Below are 13,561 nucleotides of genomic sequence, written 5' to 3' on the forward strand. Positions count from 1 at the left end.
CGCAGCGCCGGCTGTTTTCGCCCGTTGTGATGGCGGCCCTTCTCGTGTCGCTGGTCAGCCTGGTGCCGCTCGGCTTCGTGATGTGGGTCGCCGTGGATGCGGGCTGGGACACGGTTGTCCGGCTGGTGTTTCGCGCCCGTGTCGGCGAATTCCTCCTTAACACGCTGCTGCTCGAATTGCTTGCCGTGCCGCTCTGCATCGCACTGGCCGTGACGCTGGCCTGGATCACCGAGCGCAGCGATCTGCCGGGCACAGCTCTTTGGCGCGCGGTTGCTGTGGCGCCGCTGGCGATCCCCGCTTTCGTGCATTCCTATGGCTGGATCAGCGCCGTGCCTTCCTTGCATGGCTTGCCGGGAGCGGTGCTGGTGTCGGTTCTGGCTTATTCACCGTTTCTGTATCTGCCGGTCGCCGCACAACTGCGCCGCCTCGATCCCGCGCTGGAAAACGCTGCCGCCTCGCTCGGCAAGACACCTGCTGCCATTTTCGCTCTCGTGGTTCTGCCCCAGCTTCGCCTGGCGATCTGCGGCGGTGCGCTGCTGGTCGGGCTGCATCTCCTGGCGGAATACGGCCTGTTCGCGATGATCCGTTTCGATACGTTTGCGACCGCGATCGTCGATCAGTTCCAGTCTTCCTACAACAGCCCTGTCGCCAACCTGCTCGGCGGCGTGCTTGTCCTGTGCTGCATTGGCCTGCTGGCTTTGGAAGCGATCATCCGTGGCCGCGAACGCTATGCGCGGGTCGGCAGCGGGGCGGCGAAAACGGCCTCGCGCCATCGCCTCGGCCGGGGAATGCCGATGGCGCTTGGCTTTGTGATCCTGTTTGCCGCTCTGGCGCTCGGCGTCCCGCTTCTCACCGTTGTGCGCTGGCTGTGGTCCGGGGGGCTGGCGGTCTGGCCGGTGGCGGAAGTGGGTACGGCCTTCGGACAAACGCTGGCGCTGGCATTCGGCGGCGGCATACTGGCGGCGGTGATTGCAGCCCCTGCCGCCTGGCTGGCTGTGCGTGCGCCGGGGCGTTTGCAGCGCGTCATCGAAGCCTGCCACTTCTATGTCGGCTCGCTTCCGGGCGTCGTGGTGGCGCTGGCACTGGTGACGATCACCGTGCGCATCATGCTGCCGCTGTATCAGACTTATGCGACGCTGCTCATCGCCTATGTCCTCCTGTTCCTGCCGCGTGCGGTGACGGCGCTGCGCGCCAGCCTTGCACAAGCGCCGGTGGAATTGGAATGGGCGGCCATGGCGCTCGGCCGTTCGCCATGGCAGACGATCTGGCAGGTAACCGCACGGTTGGCGGCGCCCGGCATTGCTGCCGGTATCGCGCTGGTTGCGCTCGGCATCACCAACGAACTCACCGCCACGCTGATGCTGTCGCCCAACGGCACGCGCACGCTTGCCACCCAGTTCTGGATCAAGACCAGCGAGCTCGATTATGCCGCAGCAGCCCCTTACGCGCTGATGATGATCGTGCTTTCCCTGCCGCTGAGCCTGCTTCTTTACACCCGCGCACAAAGAGCATCCGTGCGATGAGCTTCCTGTCGGTTCGCGCGCTTTCCAAGCATTATGGCCCGGTCACCGCGCTCGATGCCGTCAGCCTGGACGTCCGGCAAAACAGCCGCACGGCGATCGTCGGTCCATCCGGCTCCGGCAAATCCACCCTGCTGCGCATCATCGCGGGCTTCGAGCCTGCCGCTTCGGGCACGGTTCAACTCAACGACGAGGTCCTGGTGGACGGACCCAATGCAGTGCCGGCGCATCAGCGTGGCATCGGCATCGTTTCACAGGACGGAGCGCTGTTTCCCCATCTCAGCATCGCCGACAACATCGCCTTTGGCCTTCATCGCCGTTTGCCCGATCGAGACAAGCGTGTTCGCGACCTCATGGCGCTGATCGGCCTCGACCACGCGATGCTGGATCGGCGGCCGCATCAACTGTCGGGCGGCCAGCAGCAACGCGTGGCGCTGGCCCGTGCGCTCGCCCGCCAGCCGCGCTTGATGCTTCTCGACGAGCCGTTCTCGTCGCTCGATACCGGTTTGCGCGAACAGATGCGCCAGGCGGTGACGCAGATCCTCGGGACGGCCGGCATCACCTCCGTTCTGGTGACCCACGATCAAGCGGAAGCCCTGTCCTTTGCCGATCAGGTGGCGCTGATCCGAAACGGACGATTGGTGCAGCGAGGAACGCCGGAAGAGGTGTATTTCCGCCCTGCCGACCGCCAAACCGCGCTGTTTCTCGGCGAAGCGGTGATTTTGCCAGCAAGGCTCAACAACGGCACGGCCACCACGGCACTCGGGGTTTTCCCGACCAACCAGCGGGCCTCATCGGGTGCCGCTGAAATCCTGCTGCGGCCGGAGCAGATCACGCTTTGCGCGCCCGTTGCAGGTCAGCCGCAGCTCGAGATCGAACACGCCGCCTTTAGCGGGGCCAACTGGACGCTTCAGCTCAGATTGATCGACCAGCCGAACCATCCGCCGCTGCATCTGCGCGTCAGCGGCATCGACATGCCACCGGCGGGAAGCCGCGTCGGTTTGGCGATCAACGGCTTTGCGCATGTGCTCGGACAAGACCAGGTGGCCGCCTGATCCGAAGCCGGTTTAGTGATCGGCCTGATGTGCGGAATAATAGGTGTCCAGCACACCGAGTAGGCGGCGGGCAATCTCGGACTGGCTGGAATAATAGATGGTCTGCCGGTTGCGCCGGGTTTCCACCAGCCCGGCGTCCCGTAAACGGGCCAGATGCTGGGAAATGGCGGATTGGCTGAGATTGACGCGTTTGGCCAGTTCGTTGACGGCCAGTTCGCCCTGCAGCAGGTGGTGCATCACCAGAAGGCGCTTGGCATTGCCCAGCACCGCAAGAAGCGCGGCCGATCGTTCGGCGTTGTCAATCACGACCTCAGACAACCTGCCCTCGCAAACCTGATGTCATCCGAAAACGACAGAGCCAGCAAAGGGTTGCATGGTTTGTAAAGATCAAAACCCTGGGATGCGGCGCAAATTAGAGGGTGCAGCCTTAGTCGGTTGAGCGATCCTCGTCGCCATCGTCGGACCCGTTTTCGGCCATCGCCATTTGAACCAGCTCGATCTTTTCCAGCCACATCTCGCAGGCCAGCGCCTTCGTGGGAAGCGATGAGCTGGTGCTGCCCAGCCCCTGCTCGAGCGTGTCCGCATAGTCCTGCAGATCGCGCACGAAGGCTTCGCCCTGAAAGCCGGGAACGTCGACGATGAGGCGGCGCACCAGGCGCTTCAGAAATTCGTTGTTGAGATCCTGCTGAAGCGCAAACATCAGCATACGCAGATTTTCGGCGCGCGGCATTGCGTGTTTCCAGTGCTTCTTGTCGGCTGATCCAGCGAAGCCTCGACCAGCCGCTGGCGATCGACTGCAGGTGCTGTGAACTCCTAGCGCGGCTGGCATAAGCGAACCGTTAAGGTTCGAAACCACGCCGACCGCTATGCCTGTGGTTTCGGCTGCCGGGTGTCTGATCCAGATCAAAGTGCAGCCTTCGCCCGAGCGATAGATCTCCCATCATGAAGATCCTGCCGCCGCACCGTCCAGAACGCCACTCATTCAACGCTCCGGGGAGGAGTTCGTGATGCCCAGCCCTTCGCTTCAGCTTGCTTTATCCAGTCTTGGCACCAGCCATGACGACATGCTGCAACTTTGCAACCAGCTCGAAACGATCGCCGACAGTCTGCCGTCGAATGTGGATCGACAACACTGCCTTCATGTCGCGCGTGCCGTGTGCCGCACGGTTGTCGACGCCCATCGCCTGGAAGAAGCCGTGCTGTTTCCGGCGCTCGAACCCTTGTCCGCCACGCTGAAAACCATGCCGGCGACTTTGGAGCGGCTGCGCTACGAGCATTACGAGGATCTATGCTTTGCCGAAGAGGTGGCCGACACGCTGCTTGGACTGGGCAAGGGTGAAAACCGCCTGTCGAGCGATGCCGCCGGCTATATGCTGCGCGGCTTCTTTGAAAGCGTGCGGCGGCACATCGCCTTCGAGCGCGAACTGCTGACGCCGCTCCTCCAAATGTCCTGGAGCACGGCACCGGAACCGCGCGCCGTCGCCTGAGCGATCAGCCGCAGCGGTTCTTCAAGCGCGCCATGTCGATTACATCGACATGGCGGTTGCCAGTAATGGCGATCACCTTGTCGGCCCGCAGTTTGGAAAGCTGGCGCGACACGGTTTCCAGCGTCAGTCCGAGAAAATCGGCAATGTCGCCGCGGGTCAGCGGAAGATCGAAATGGCGGACCGCTTCGCCTTCGTGGCTCGGATCGAGATGCGTGGCGATCAGGTAAAGAAAGCTCGCGACCTTTTCCGCCGCCGTTTTGCGGCCAAGCGTTACCATCCAGTCGCGCGCTTCATCGAGCTCACGAAGGGTCTGCTGCATCAAGCGATGTTCGAGCGCAGGATTGTCCGCCATCAGGCGCTCAAGTGCGGTGCGCGGAACGCGGCACAGATCGACATCGGACGCTGCTTCGGCCGTGACCGCGCTTTCCTTCGTATAAAGACGGCCGAGGAAATCGGGTGCAAACTGCAGGCCGACGATCTGCTGGCGTCCGTCTTCCAGCGTCTTGGTCAGCTTCACCACGCCACGCATGACATTGGCGTAGGACTCGATCGGCTGGGCTTCGGCCGCGAGTTCCGCTCCCGCATCATGCTTCACCATGCGCGTGATCTTCGACAAGGCCATGAGCTCGTCGGGCTGCAGAACGCCACACATTCCCTTGTGCCGCGCTTCGCAGCTTTGACACAGCACCGGTACATCCGAGTTGTGGATGTCTTTTCGATCCGTCATCGCACTTTCCGTTTCCTGCGCAGCACCTTGTTTCGCCGGCATGATCTGCCTGAACCGGTTTCTGGCCGCGCATTTCCCCGATGAAAGCGGGCGGCCTTGATCGAGATCAAACAGCCGCCGAGCCTTCGGGGATAAGAACGGGGCAGCCGGAACACTTCCGAACGAGATCCCCGAAACAGATCGGCGAGAGATCCCATGACTGCGAACCTGATCGCCCGCTATGCGGGCCCCGTCCCCCGCTACACCAGCTATCCGACAGCGCCCCATTTCCATGATGGGATAACCCAACAGACCTATGCGCGCTGGCTCGGCGCCATTGATCCGAACGAACCTATATCACTTTATCTGCATCTACCGTTCTGCGACAGATTGTGCTGGTTCTGCGGCTGCAACACCAAGCAGGTCCGGCGCTACGACCCGATTGCCGCCTACCTTGATGCCTTGAACATGGAGATAGCAACCGTTGCGCGCCATCTTGGCCGTGCGCAGCCGGTTGTCGCGATCCATTTCGGCGGCGGTTCGCCGACGATGATCGAGCCGGCCGATCTTGCCCGCCTGCGCGCCACGCTCGATGCGCATTTCACGGTGTTGCCCGGTTGCGAGATCAGCGTCGAGGTCGACCCCAACGACATCACGCAAGCCCGGCTCGATGCCTGGGGCGCGTTCGGCGCGACACGTGCGAGCTTCGGCGTGCAGGATTTCGATTTGAAGGTTCAGCAAAGCATCAATCGCCTGCAAAGCTTCGAGCAAACGCGCGAGGCGCTGGACGGTTTTCGCCAGCGTGGCGTTCAATCGGCCAATCTCGACGTGCTCTACGGTCTGCCGCATCAGACGGAAGAAACGCTGGCCGCCACGATCCGACAGGTGATCAGCCTCCATCCGGACCGCATCGCTTTGTTCGGCTATGCGCATGTGCCCTGGATGAAAAAGCACCAGACGATGATCGACGAAGCGGCGCTGCCGAATAAGACCGAACGCTTTGCTCAGGCAGCACTGGGTGCGCGACTGCTGACGGAGGCCGGTTACGTCCAAGTCGGGATCGACCATTTTGCCTTACCCGGTGACCGGATGGCGAAAGCTGCCCTCGATGGCACGTTGCGCCGCAACTTTCAGGGTTACACGACCGACACCGCCAATGTGCTGATCGGCCTTGGCGCGTCGGCGATCGGCTCGCTAGAACAAGGCTATATCCAGTCGATTACCGCAACCGCGCAATACAGCCAGCTAGCCTTGGCGGGCGAACTGCCGGTGGCGCGCGGCTTTGCCTTGAGCGACAGCGACAAAGCGCGGCGCTGGATCATCGAATTCCTGATGTGCGGCTTTGCCTTTGACGTTGCAGAGTTGCGGAAACTTTTCCCGCAACACGCCGAGCCACTGCTGCGGCAAGCCGCGAGCTTTGTTGCGGCCGATCCCGACGACCTCGTTCGAATGGACGGCGAGCGTTTCACCGTCACGCAGCAGGGCCGCCCCTTCGTGCGCGTCGTTGCATCCTGGTTCGACGATTATCTCGCCAGAGGTGCGGCCCGCCATTCGGCCGCCGTATAGGCAAAACTTGAGAAGGCTGGATGCTTTGCGCCTCCAGCCTTCGCGTCACATATGCAGGGCGTGACCGAGCGCCTTGAAGGCCGCTTCCTGCAAGGCTTCCCCGCGCGTGGGATGCGAATGGATCGTGCCGGCGATGTCTTCCAGGCAGGCGCCCATCTCGATCGCCAGGCCGAAGCCTGCCGCCATCTCCGAAATACCGGCACCGACCGCCTGAATGCCGAGAACGAGATGATTGTCCTTGCGCGCGACGATGCGGATGAAGCCGTCTTCGCGCTCCATCGTCATGGCACGGCCATTGGCGCGGAACGGGAAGTTGGCCACGATCGTCTCGAACCCGGCCGCCTTCGCGTCTTCCGGCAGCAAACCGGCCGACACGATTTCCGGATCGGTGAAGCAGATCGCGGGAATGCAGCGCTTGTCCCAGCTCTCGTTCTTGCCGGCCAAGACGCCCGCCACGATCTCGCCCTGCGCCATCGCGCGATGCGCCAGCATCGGTTCGCCGGTGACATCGCCGATGGCATACACACCGCGCATGGAAGTCTGGCAGCGATCGTCAACCTTGATGAAGGCGCGATCCATGTCGAGCGCGAGGTTTTCGAGACCGAGGCCGCGGGTGAAAGGACGCCGGCCGACCGTGACCAGGATCTTGTCGGCAGCGATCCGCTGATTGGCACCGGCGGCATCCCCCACCTCGACCGAACCATCCCTGGCGCCAGTCACCTTGGCGCCGGTCAGAACGGTGATGCCGAGCTCGTCGAGCCGCTTTGTCACCGGTCCGGTGAGTTCGGCGTCGTAAAGCGGAAGGACGCGATCGGCCATTTCCACGATGGTGACGGCACTTCCGAGCTTGGAATAAGCGATGCCGAGCTCAAGCCCGATATAGCCGCCGCCCACCACGCAAAGCTTTCCCGGCACAGCGTCCAACGCCAGCGCGCCGGTCGAGGATATCACGTCATCGCCGAACGGCAGGAACGGCAGCTCGACCGACTCCGAACCGGTCGCGATGATAATGTTTTCGGCCGTAATCGTGTCGCTTTCGCCATCCGACCTCGCGACCTGAACGGTCTTGCCGTCCTTGAACGTCGCCGTGCCCTCGACCACCCGCACCTTGGCCTTGCGCAAAAGACCGGAAACGCCGCCGGTGAGCTTGTCGACCACGCCATCTTTCCAGGCCATCGCGGTCGGCAGATCGACTTTGGGCGAGGACACGGAAATGCCGAGCGCATTGTTTCCCGTGAAACGATGCGCCAGTTCGAATTGTTCGGCGACATGGATCATCGCCTTGGAGGGGATGCAGCCGACATTGAGGCAGGTGCCGCCGACGCGTGCCGCTTCCACCAGGATCGTGTCGAGGCCGAGCTGGCCGGCGCGGATGCCCGCGACATAGCCACCGGGACCGCCGCCGATCACCAGAACTTTGCAACGATGGTCGGTCATGATCAGCCCTCCATGAACAACAATGCGGGCTCTTCGAGCAGCTGCTTGATGCGCTGCACGAAGGTGGCCGCGTTCCAGCCATCGACGATGCGATGGTCGAAGGATGAGGACAGGTTCATCATCTGGCGCGGGATGAACTCGCGCCCGTCCCACATCGGGCGGATCTGCATCTTGTTGACACCGACGATGGCGACTTCCGGATGGTTGATGATCGGCGTGTGGACGAGACCGCCCAGCGCACCCAGCGAGGTGATGGTGATGGTGGAACCGCGCAGTTCGTCGCGCGTGATCGAACCCTTGCGCGCCGCGTCCGCCAGCCGGTTCACTTCCGCCGCCGTGTCCCACAGATCGCGCGCTTCGCAATGCTTGACGTTGGCGACCATCAGACCGGTCGGCGTTTGCACGGCCATGCCGACATGCACGCCGCCATACTGATGCACGACGCCGGCTTCATCGTCGAAGATCGCGTTCACCACCGGCTCGTCGCGGACAGCCAGCACCAGCGCCTTGATCAAGAAGGGCAGCAGGGTGAGCTTGGGCTGGTCGTCGCGCTTGGTCTTGTTCAGCGTTGCGCGCAGTTCCTCGACCTTGGTGACGTCGACTTCCTCGACATAGGTGATGTGCGGGATGTGCTTCTTCGAGGTCGACATCTTGTCGGCGATCATGCGGCGCAGGCCGACGACCTTGATATCCTTGACCGAAGTGTCCGCCGCCAGACCGCGCTTGGCGGAACCACCGCCGGGCCTTGCGCCCCTTTCGAAAACGGCATCGAGATCGGCATGGCTGATGCGGCCGGCGGGGCCAGTGCCCTGCACCTGGCGCAGATCGATGCCGGCATCTCTTGCCCGAGCGCGAACGGCTGGCGACGCCAGCGGCTTCTCGCCTTCCGCACGCGGAGCCGTCGCCGCGCCGGTCGAACCCGTCGAGGCCGGTTTCGCGGCAGGTGCCGGTGCTGGCTTTGCCGCCGCCTGCGCAACAGGCTCTGCCTTCGGCTCCGGCTTGGGCGCTTCATCAGCGGGAACGGCCGCATGCGCGCCGACCGGTTCGGACGCAACCGGTTCCAACACAACCTCTTCTTCCGAAACATTGCCGGCGCCCGCCACTTCCAGACGAACCAGCTCGCTGCCGATCGCCATCTTGGAGCCGACTTCACCGCCGAGCGACACCACCGTGCCATGCACGCTGGAGGGAATTTCCACCGTCGCCTTGTCGGTCATCACGGAAGCGATGACCTGATCCTCCTGCACCGCGTCATCAACCGCGACGTGCCATTCAACGAGTTCCGCTTCCGCGATCCCCTCGCCGATATCCGGCATCTTGATCCTGAGAATACCCATGCGCTCCACCCTTCCCAAGGCCACTCGATCAAACGAGCTTCCCTTGCATCCTATCCCGATGCAAGCCGGAAAGACTTTCTTTTGATGCGGCTAGGCGGTCACGCAGCAGAAGGATCTTTGCTGCAAAGATCGATCAACAGAAGAAAACCACTGCGCCTGCGGGCAATGCAGCAGGCGCAGTTGTGTCGAGGGGATGCCGATCGCGCGGCATCCCTTCTGCTTACTTGGCCGGCTGCTGCGCCTGAGCCTGTGACGATGCGAACGTGTCGAACGGAATTTCCGCGACGCGTGCCCAAACGCCCTGCTTCTGCGAGTAAGGCAGCCAGTTGTCGTAGAACTTCTTGAACTTCGGATTGCTCGCCGCATACTCCGTGTAGAGCTTGCGCGACTCTTCAAGGGCCGCCTTCAACACGTCCTGCGGGAACGGGCGAAGCTGCGCGCCGGCGCCGACCAGACGATAAAGCGCATCGGGATTGTTGGCGTCGTATTTGGCCAGGCAGTGCGACATGGCTTCGGACGCAGCCGCTTCGAGGGCTGCCTGATAAGGCTTCGGCAGCTCGTTCCACTTGTCGAGGTTGATGGCCAGCATGACGTTGGCCGTGCCTTCCCACCAGCCGGGATAATAATAGAACGGCGCGACCTTCTGCAGACCGAGCTTTTCGTCGTCGTAAGGACCAGAGAACTCGGCCGCATCGATCGTGCCACGTTCGAGCGACGGATAGATGTCGCCGCCGCCGATCACCTGCGGCACGACGCCAAGACGCGACAGGATCGTGCCGCCGAGGCCCGCGATGCGCATCTTGAGACCCTTGAGATCTTCGAGCGACTTGATCTCCTTGCGATACCAGCCACCCATCTGAGCGCCGGTATTGCCCGACGGGATTGCATGAATGTTGTAGTCCTTCATGAACTCGTTCACGAGCTCGCGGCCGCCGCCGTAATAAAGCCAGCTGATATGCTGGCGCGTGTTGAGGCCGAATGGCAGCGAGGTGTCGAAGGCGAAGGTCGGATCCTTGCCGATCGAAAAGGACGACAGCGTGTGGGCGCATTCCACCGTGCCGGCCGTGACGGCGTCGGTTGCCTGCAGCGCCGGCACGATTTCGCCGGCGGCAAAAGGCTGAATGGTGAAGTTGCCTTCGGTCAGTTCCGAAACGCGCTTCGAGACATCCGTGCTGATGCCGTACAGCGTATCGAGGCTCTTCGGATAAGCGGATGTCAGGCGCCAGCTGACCTTCGGCATCGACTGCGCGATGGCCGGTGCCGCCAAAACGGAAGCAGTTGCGGCCGCAGCACCTGCGCTGCCGGCTTTGCGGAAAAATGAACGACGATCCATAGTGTCCTCCCCTGGGTGACGATGAATGATCAAACCAGCGGTGCCGGGTTCCTCCCGCACCTGCTCCCTTCTTGATTACGCCGCCGCCGGGAGCCTGCCTAGGCTGAAACAACAAAAACCCGTTCGGCCAGGCTGCTCCCAGTTCTCGGCGCGATTCCTGGCCTCAACCCGGCTGGCGCTGTGCCCAGAGCGGATCGCCGGCAACCTCCGCCGCGTGTTCGCCGAGACGTGGGCTTGGCCGCGGATCGGCCATCGGCTGGCCGTTGATCAGAAGCGGCGTGCGCACGCCCGGAATGCTGCCGCTTGCCGCCGCGTCGCTCGGCAGATCGAGCCGCAAACCGCGATGCTGGACCTGCGGATCATCGAATACGTCGCCGATCGTGTTGATCGGGCCGCCCGGTACGGTCGCGCCTTCCAAACGCTTGAGCAGCGTGTCGCGATCAAAGCGCAGCGTGGCGGCGGTCAGCGCCGGCACCAGCTCGCCCCGGTTCTTTACCCGCAAAGCGTTGGTTTGGTACTCCGCTGCTTCAGCCAGATCCGGCCGGTCGAGTGCCCCGCAAAGGCGGCGAAACTGCCCGTCATTGCCAACCGCGATGATGACATGGCCGTCTGCAACGGGGAAAACCTCATAAGGCGTGATGTTGGGATGGGCGTTGCCCAGCCGCTGCGGCGACTTGCCGGACACCAGATAGTTCATCGCCTGATTGGCGAGCACGGCCACCTGGCTGTCCATCAAGGCGCAGTCGATATAAGCGCCCTCGCCGGTTTCATCGCGCTTGCGCAAGGAAGCCAGAATGCCGATTGTGGCGTACAGACCCGAAAACAGATCGGCCATCGCATAACCGGTCTTGGTCGGCTGTCCTTCCGGATCGCCGGTGATCGACATGGCGCCTGCCATGCCCTGGATCAGGAAGTCATAACCGGCGCGGCTGGCATAAGGACCGTCCTGCCCAAAGCCGGTGATGGAGCAATAGATCAGGCGCGGATTGACCTCTTTCAGGCTGGCGTGATCCAGCCCGTATTTCTTCAACCCACCGACCTTGAAGTTCTCGATCACCACATCGGCCTGGGATGCGAGCTGGCGCACGGTGGCCTGGCCTTCCGGCGTCGTGAAATCGGCCGTGATCGAGCGCTTGCCGCGGTTGCAGGCATGAAAATAGGCCGCCGACAGATTGCCGCCGTCTGCCGCTTCCACGAAGGGCGGCCCCCAGGTGCGGGTGTCGTCGCCTTCCGGGCTTTCCACCTTCACGACATCGGCGCCGAGATCGGCCAGCGTTTGTCCGGCCCAAGGCCCGGCGAGAATGCGGGCAAGTTCAAGAACCTTGAGACCTTCAAGCGGACGCGACATCAAACAAACTCCAGAAATTCAGTCAGGCAGGCCGGCATGAACCGGCATGCGGTGGCGGGTGTGCAGCAGCGCGACGGTGGATGCAATCTCCGCGTCGCGGAACGCTGCATCCCAGCCCAATGCTTGTTGAAGCACTTCAGCCACTTCCCGCACCGCGGCTTCATCGGCCACACCTTCGAAGCCCATCAGCGAGCGGCGCAGAACCACATCTTCGAGCCGCACGACACGCTCGTTTTTGGCGATCCAGGCGATTTCCTGGCGCGAATACAGCGGCGCATGGACCAGTGGCGTGTCGCCTTCCTGCTTGAGCCAGGCGGCGACGATCTTGGCGGTCGTGCCGTAACGCTCAACCAGAACACCGACCCGCTCGCGCGACACACCGCTGCTTTGGGCGATGCTGGTTTCGAGAAGCGCAAGGCCCTTTTCGTCGCGCGGATATCCGACGCCGCCGCCGATCGGGATGGATTCGGTCTTGGTTTTGCGTGGCAGCTTCAGCCGGGTCAGAACCGCATCCGCGATCTGCTCGGCGCAGGCGCGATAGGTCGTCCATTTGCCGCCAATCAGGGTCAGCACCGGAGCATCGCGCTCGCCTGCCGGTTCATAGACCTTGAGCACATGGTCGCGGCTGATCGCGCCCGATGCGCCGCCCGATGTATGCGGCAACGGCCGCACGCCGGCATAAGCGAAGGTGATGTCCTCACGCTTGCAGTTGGACTGCGGCATCACGGAACGCAGCACATCGAACAGATAATCGATCTCGGCATCCGTGGTGTCGCGATCATCGGGCTTGTCGGTGCGCAGATCGGTTGTACCGAGCAGAACGTGGTCCACATCCAGCGCGTAGATCAAACAGGCGCGGTGATCCGGCGTTTCGAAATACAGCATGGTTTCGCCGAGCGAGGCCGCGAGATCGGGCCGCGCCAGAACGAGGTGCGAACCACGCGTGCCGCCAACCAGCCCTTCATTGATGCCGAGATTGGCATCGACGCTGTCGATCCAGGCACCGGCGCAGTTCACGATCAGCCTGAACCGCCGCTTGATCGTGCTGTTATCGGTTTCGTCGCGCAGAATGGCTTCACCATCGGCGAACCCGGCAAGCTTCATGTAGTTGATGCCGACCGAGCCGGCGCAATCCTTTTCCGCGTCGGCCACGAGCTCCAGCGTCAGCCGCTCCGGGCTCTCGATCTTGGCGTCGTAATATTCGGCGACGATGCGCGTTTCTTCCGTCAAACCCGGCATCGTCTTCAGCGCCTCATCGCGGCGGATCAGCCGGTGCTTGGGCATGGAACGGTGCTGCCAGGAGAAGCTGTCGAAGAAGGCGAGACCGAATTTCAGGATCAGCGCGCCCTTCGGTCCCGGATCCTTCACCAGCCGCATGAAGCGCAGGGCTGCCTGCACCGTGCCGCCGGCCCAGGACAAGGCGGGCACCCAGACCTTCAACGGCTTTACCTGATGCGGCGCGTTGAGAAGAAGGCGGTCGCGCTCTTCCACTGATTCGCGCACCAGCTTGAACTCGCCCTGTTCCAGATAACGGATGCCGCCATGGATCAATCGCGAGGGTGCTGCACTCGTGCCGCTGGAAAAATCGGCCATGTCGACCAGCGTCGCGGCCACGCCCTGCGCTGCAAGATCGCGCAACACGCCGACGCCATTGATGCCACCGCCGACGATCAGGATATCGCCCGTGTCACCGGATCTCAGTTTCTGGAGCACATCCGCTCTGCTTTGCATGGCACCACCGTTCGCCGCTTTGTTGCAGTTCTATAAAGGGC

The 13,561-nt window shown here is 62.8% G+C and carries 12 protein-coding genes; 4 read left to right on the forward strand and 8 right to left on the reverse strand.

The annotated features are described in order from the left end of the window. Positions 1–29 precede the first annotated feature (29 nt). Together JYU29_RS12855 and JYU29_RS12860 are read left to right on the forward strand one after the other, a co-directional pair. Positions 30–1,523 (forward strand): ABC transporter permease, encoded by a 1,494-nt coding sequence (locus JYU29_RS12855; RefSeq protein WP_250157471.1) that lies wholly within the window; start codon positions 30–32, stop codon positions 1,521–1,523. Further along, entirely contained in the window at positions 1,520–2,575 is a 1,056-nt protein-coding gene (locus JYU29_RS12860; RefSeq protein WP_213985223.1) for an ABC transporter ATP-binding protein, read from the forward strand. The genes JYU29_RS12855 and JYU29_RS12860 overlap by 4 nt, the downstream gene beginning before the upstream one ends. A 12-nt stretch (positions 2,576–2,587) precedes the next feature. Here JYU29_RS12860 and JYU29_RS12865 read toward each other — a convergent pair whose 3' ends face one another. After that, a complete protein-coding gene (locus JYU29_RS12865) occupies positions 2,588–2,881 on the reverse strand; it encodes an ArsR/SmtB family transcription factor (protein WP_347879899.1) in 294 nt (97 codons plus the stop codon). A gap of 121 nt (positions 2,882–3,002) precedes the next feature. After that, positions 3,003–3,305, reverse strand: a complete 303-nt coding sequence (locus JYU29_RS12870) for a hypothetical protein (protein ID WP_213985224.1) — start codon at positions 3,303–3,305, stop codon at positions 3,003–3,005. Positions 3,306–3,582: 277 nt separating this feature from the next. Here JYU29_RS12870 and JYU29_RS12875 point away from each other — a divergent pair, with 277 nt between their 5' ends. Next, on the forward strand, positions 3,583–4,062 hold the full coding sequence (locus JYU29_RS12875; protein ID WP_213985225.1) for a hemerythrin domain-containing protein: 480 nt from the start codon (positions 3,583–3,585) through the stop codon (positions 4,060–4,062). Positions 4,063–4,066: 4 nt separating this feature from the next. Here JYU29_RS12875 and JYU29_RS12880 read toward each other — a convergent pair whose 3' ends face one another. Beyond that, positions 4,067–4,789 carry a Crp/Fnr family transcriptional regulator gene (locus JYU29_RS12880; protein ID WP_213985226.1) on the reverse strand — a complete coding sequence of 241 codons (723 nt, stop codon included), beginning with the start codon at positions 4,787–4,789 and terminating at the stop codon, positions 4,067–4,069. A gap of 195 nt (positions 4,790–4,984) precedes the next feature. On the opposite strand from JYU29_RS12880, the gene hemN reads away from it, so the two are divergent. Beyond that, positions 4,985–6,334 (forward strand): oxygen-independent coproporphyrinogen III oxidase, encoded by a 1,350-nt coding sequence (hemN, locus tag JYU29_RS12885; RefSeq protein WP_213985227.1) that lies wholly within the window; start codon positions 4,985–4,987, stop codon positions 6,332–6,334. 45 nt (positions 6,335–6,379) lie between these two features. Here hemN and lpdA read toward each other — a convergent pair whose 3' ends face one another. The 5 genes from lpdA to JYU29_RS12910 form a co-directional block, all read right to left on the reverse strand. Further along, positions 6,380–7,771: a dihydrolipoyl dehydrogenase gene (gene lpdA / locus JYU29_RS12890; protein WP_213985228.1), complete on the reverse strand. Its 1,392-nt coding sequence runs from the start codon at positions 7,769–7,771 to the stop codon at positions 6,380–6,382. 2 nt (positions 7,772–7,773) lie between these two features. After that, positions 7,774–9,108, reverse strand: a complete 1,335-nt coding sequence (locus tag JYU29_RS12895) for a dihydrolipoamide acetyltransferase family protein (RefSeq protein WP_213985229.1) — start codon at positions 9,106–9,108, stop codon at positions 7,774–7,776. 220 nt (positions 9,109–9,328) lie between these two features. Next, entirely contained in the window at positions 9,329–10,441 is a 1,113-nt protein-coding gene (locus tag JYU29_RS12900) for a TRAP transporter substrate-binding protein (RefSeq protein ID WP_213985230.1), read from the reverse strand. Positions 10,442–10,604: 163 nt separating this feature from the next. Beyond that, positions 10,605–11,789, reverse strand: a complete 1,185-nt coding sequence (locus tag JYU29_RS12905) for a CaiB/BaiF CoA transferase family protein (RefSeq protein ID WP_213985231.1) — start codon at positions 11,787–11,789, stop codon at positions 10,605–10,607. An 18-nt stretch (positions 11,790–11,807) separates the two neighbouring features. After that, positions 11,808–13,520, reverse strand: coding sequence for a glycerol-3-phosphate dehydrogenase/oxidase (locus JYU29_RS12910; RefSeq protein ID WP_213985232.1), 1,713 nt, complete (start codon positions 13,518–13,520; stop codon positions 11,808–11,810). Positions 13,521–13,561 lie beyond the last annotated feature (41 nt).

The sequence above is a fragment of the Tianweitania aestuarii genome (genome assembly GCF_018457165.1).
Classification (GTDB): Bacteria; Pseudomonadota; Alphaproteobacteria; order Rhizobiales; family Rhizobiaceae; genus Tianweitania; species Tianweitania aestuarii.

Bases quoted from the DNA above. Each gene is read 5' to 3' on its own strand.
- JYU29_RS12855 (WP_250157471.1), top strand. From the start codon at position 30: ATGGCGGCCCTTCTCGTGTCGCTGGTCAGCCTGGTGCCGCTCGGCTTC.
- JYU29_RS12860 (WP_213985223.1), top strand. From the start codon at position 1,520: ATGAGCTTCCTGTCGGTTCGCGCGCTTTCCAAGCATTATGGCCCGGTC.
- JYU29_RS12870 (WP_213985224.1), bottom strand. From the start codon at position 3,305: ATGCCGCGCGCCGAAAATCTGCGTATGCTGATGTTTGCGCTTCAGCAG.
- JYU29_RS12875 (WP_213985225.1), top strand. From the start codon at position 3,583: ATGCCCAGCCCTTCGCTTCAGCTTGCTTTATCCAGTCTTGGCACCAGC.
- JYU29_RS12880 (WP_213985226.1), bottom strand. From the start codon at position 4,789: ATGACGGATCGAAAAGACATCCACAACTCGGATGTACCGGTGCTGTGT.
- hemN (WP_213985227.1), top strand. From the start codon at position 4,985: ATGACTGCGAACCTGATCGCCCGCTATGCGGGCCCCGTCCCCCGCTAC.
- lpdA (WP_213985228.1), bottom strand. From the start codon at position 7,771: ATGACCGACCATCGTTGCAAAGTTCTGGTGATCGGCGGCGGTCCCGGT.
- JYU29_RS12895 (WP_213985229.1), bottom strand. From the start codon at position 9,108: ATGGGTATTCTCAGGATCAAGATGCCGGATATCGGCGAGGGGATCGCG.
- JYU29_RS12900 (WP_213985230.1), bottom strand. From the start codon at position 10,441: ATGGATCGTCGTTCATTTTTCCGCAAAGCCGGCAGCGCAGGTGCTGCG.
- JYU29_RS12905 (WP_213985231.1), bottom strand. From the start codon at position 11,789: ATGTCGCGTCCGCTTGAAGGTCTCAAGGTTCTTGAACTTGCCCGCATT.
- JYU29_RS12910 (WP_213985232.1), bottom strand. From the start codon at position 13,520: ATGCAAAGCAGAGCGGATGTGCTCCAGAAACTGAGATCCGGTGACACG.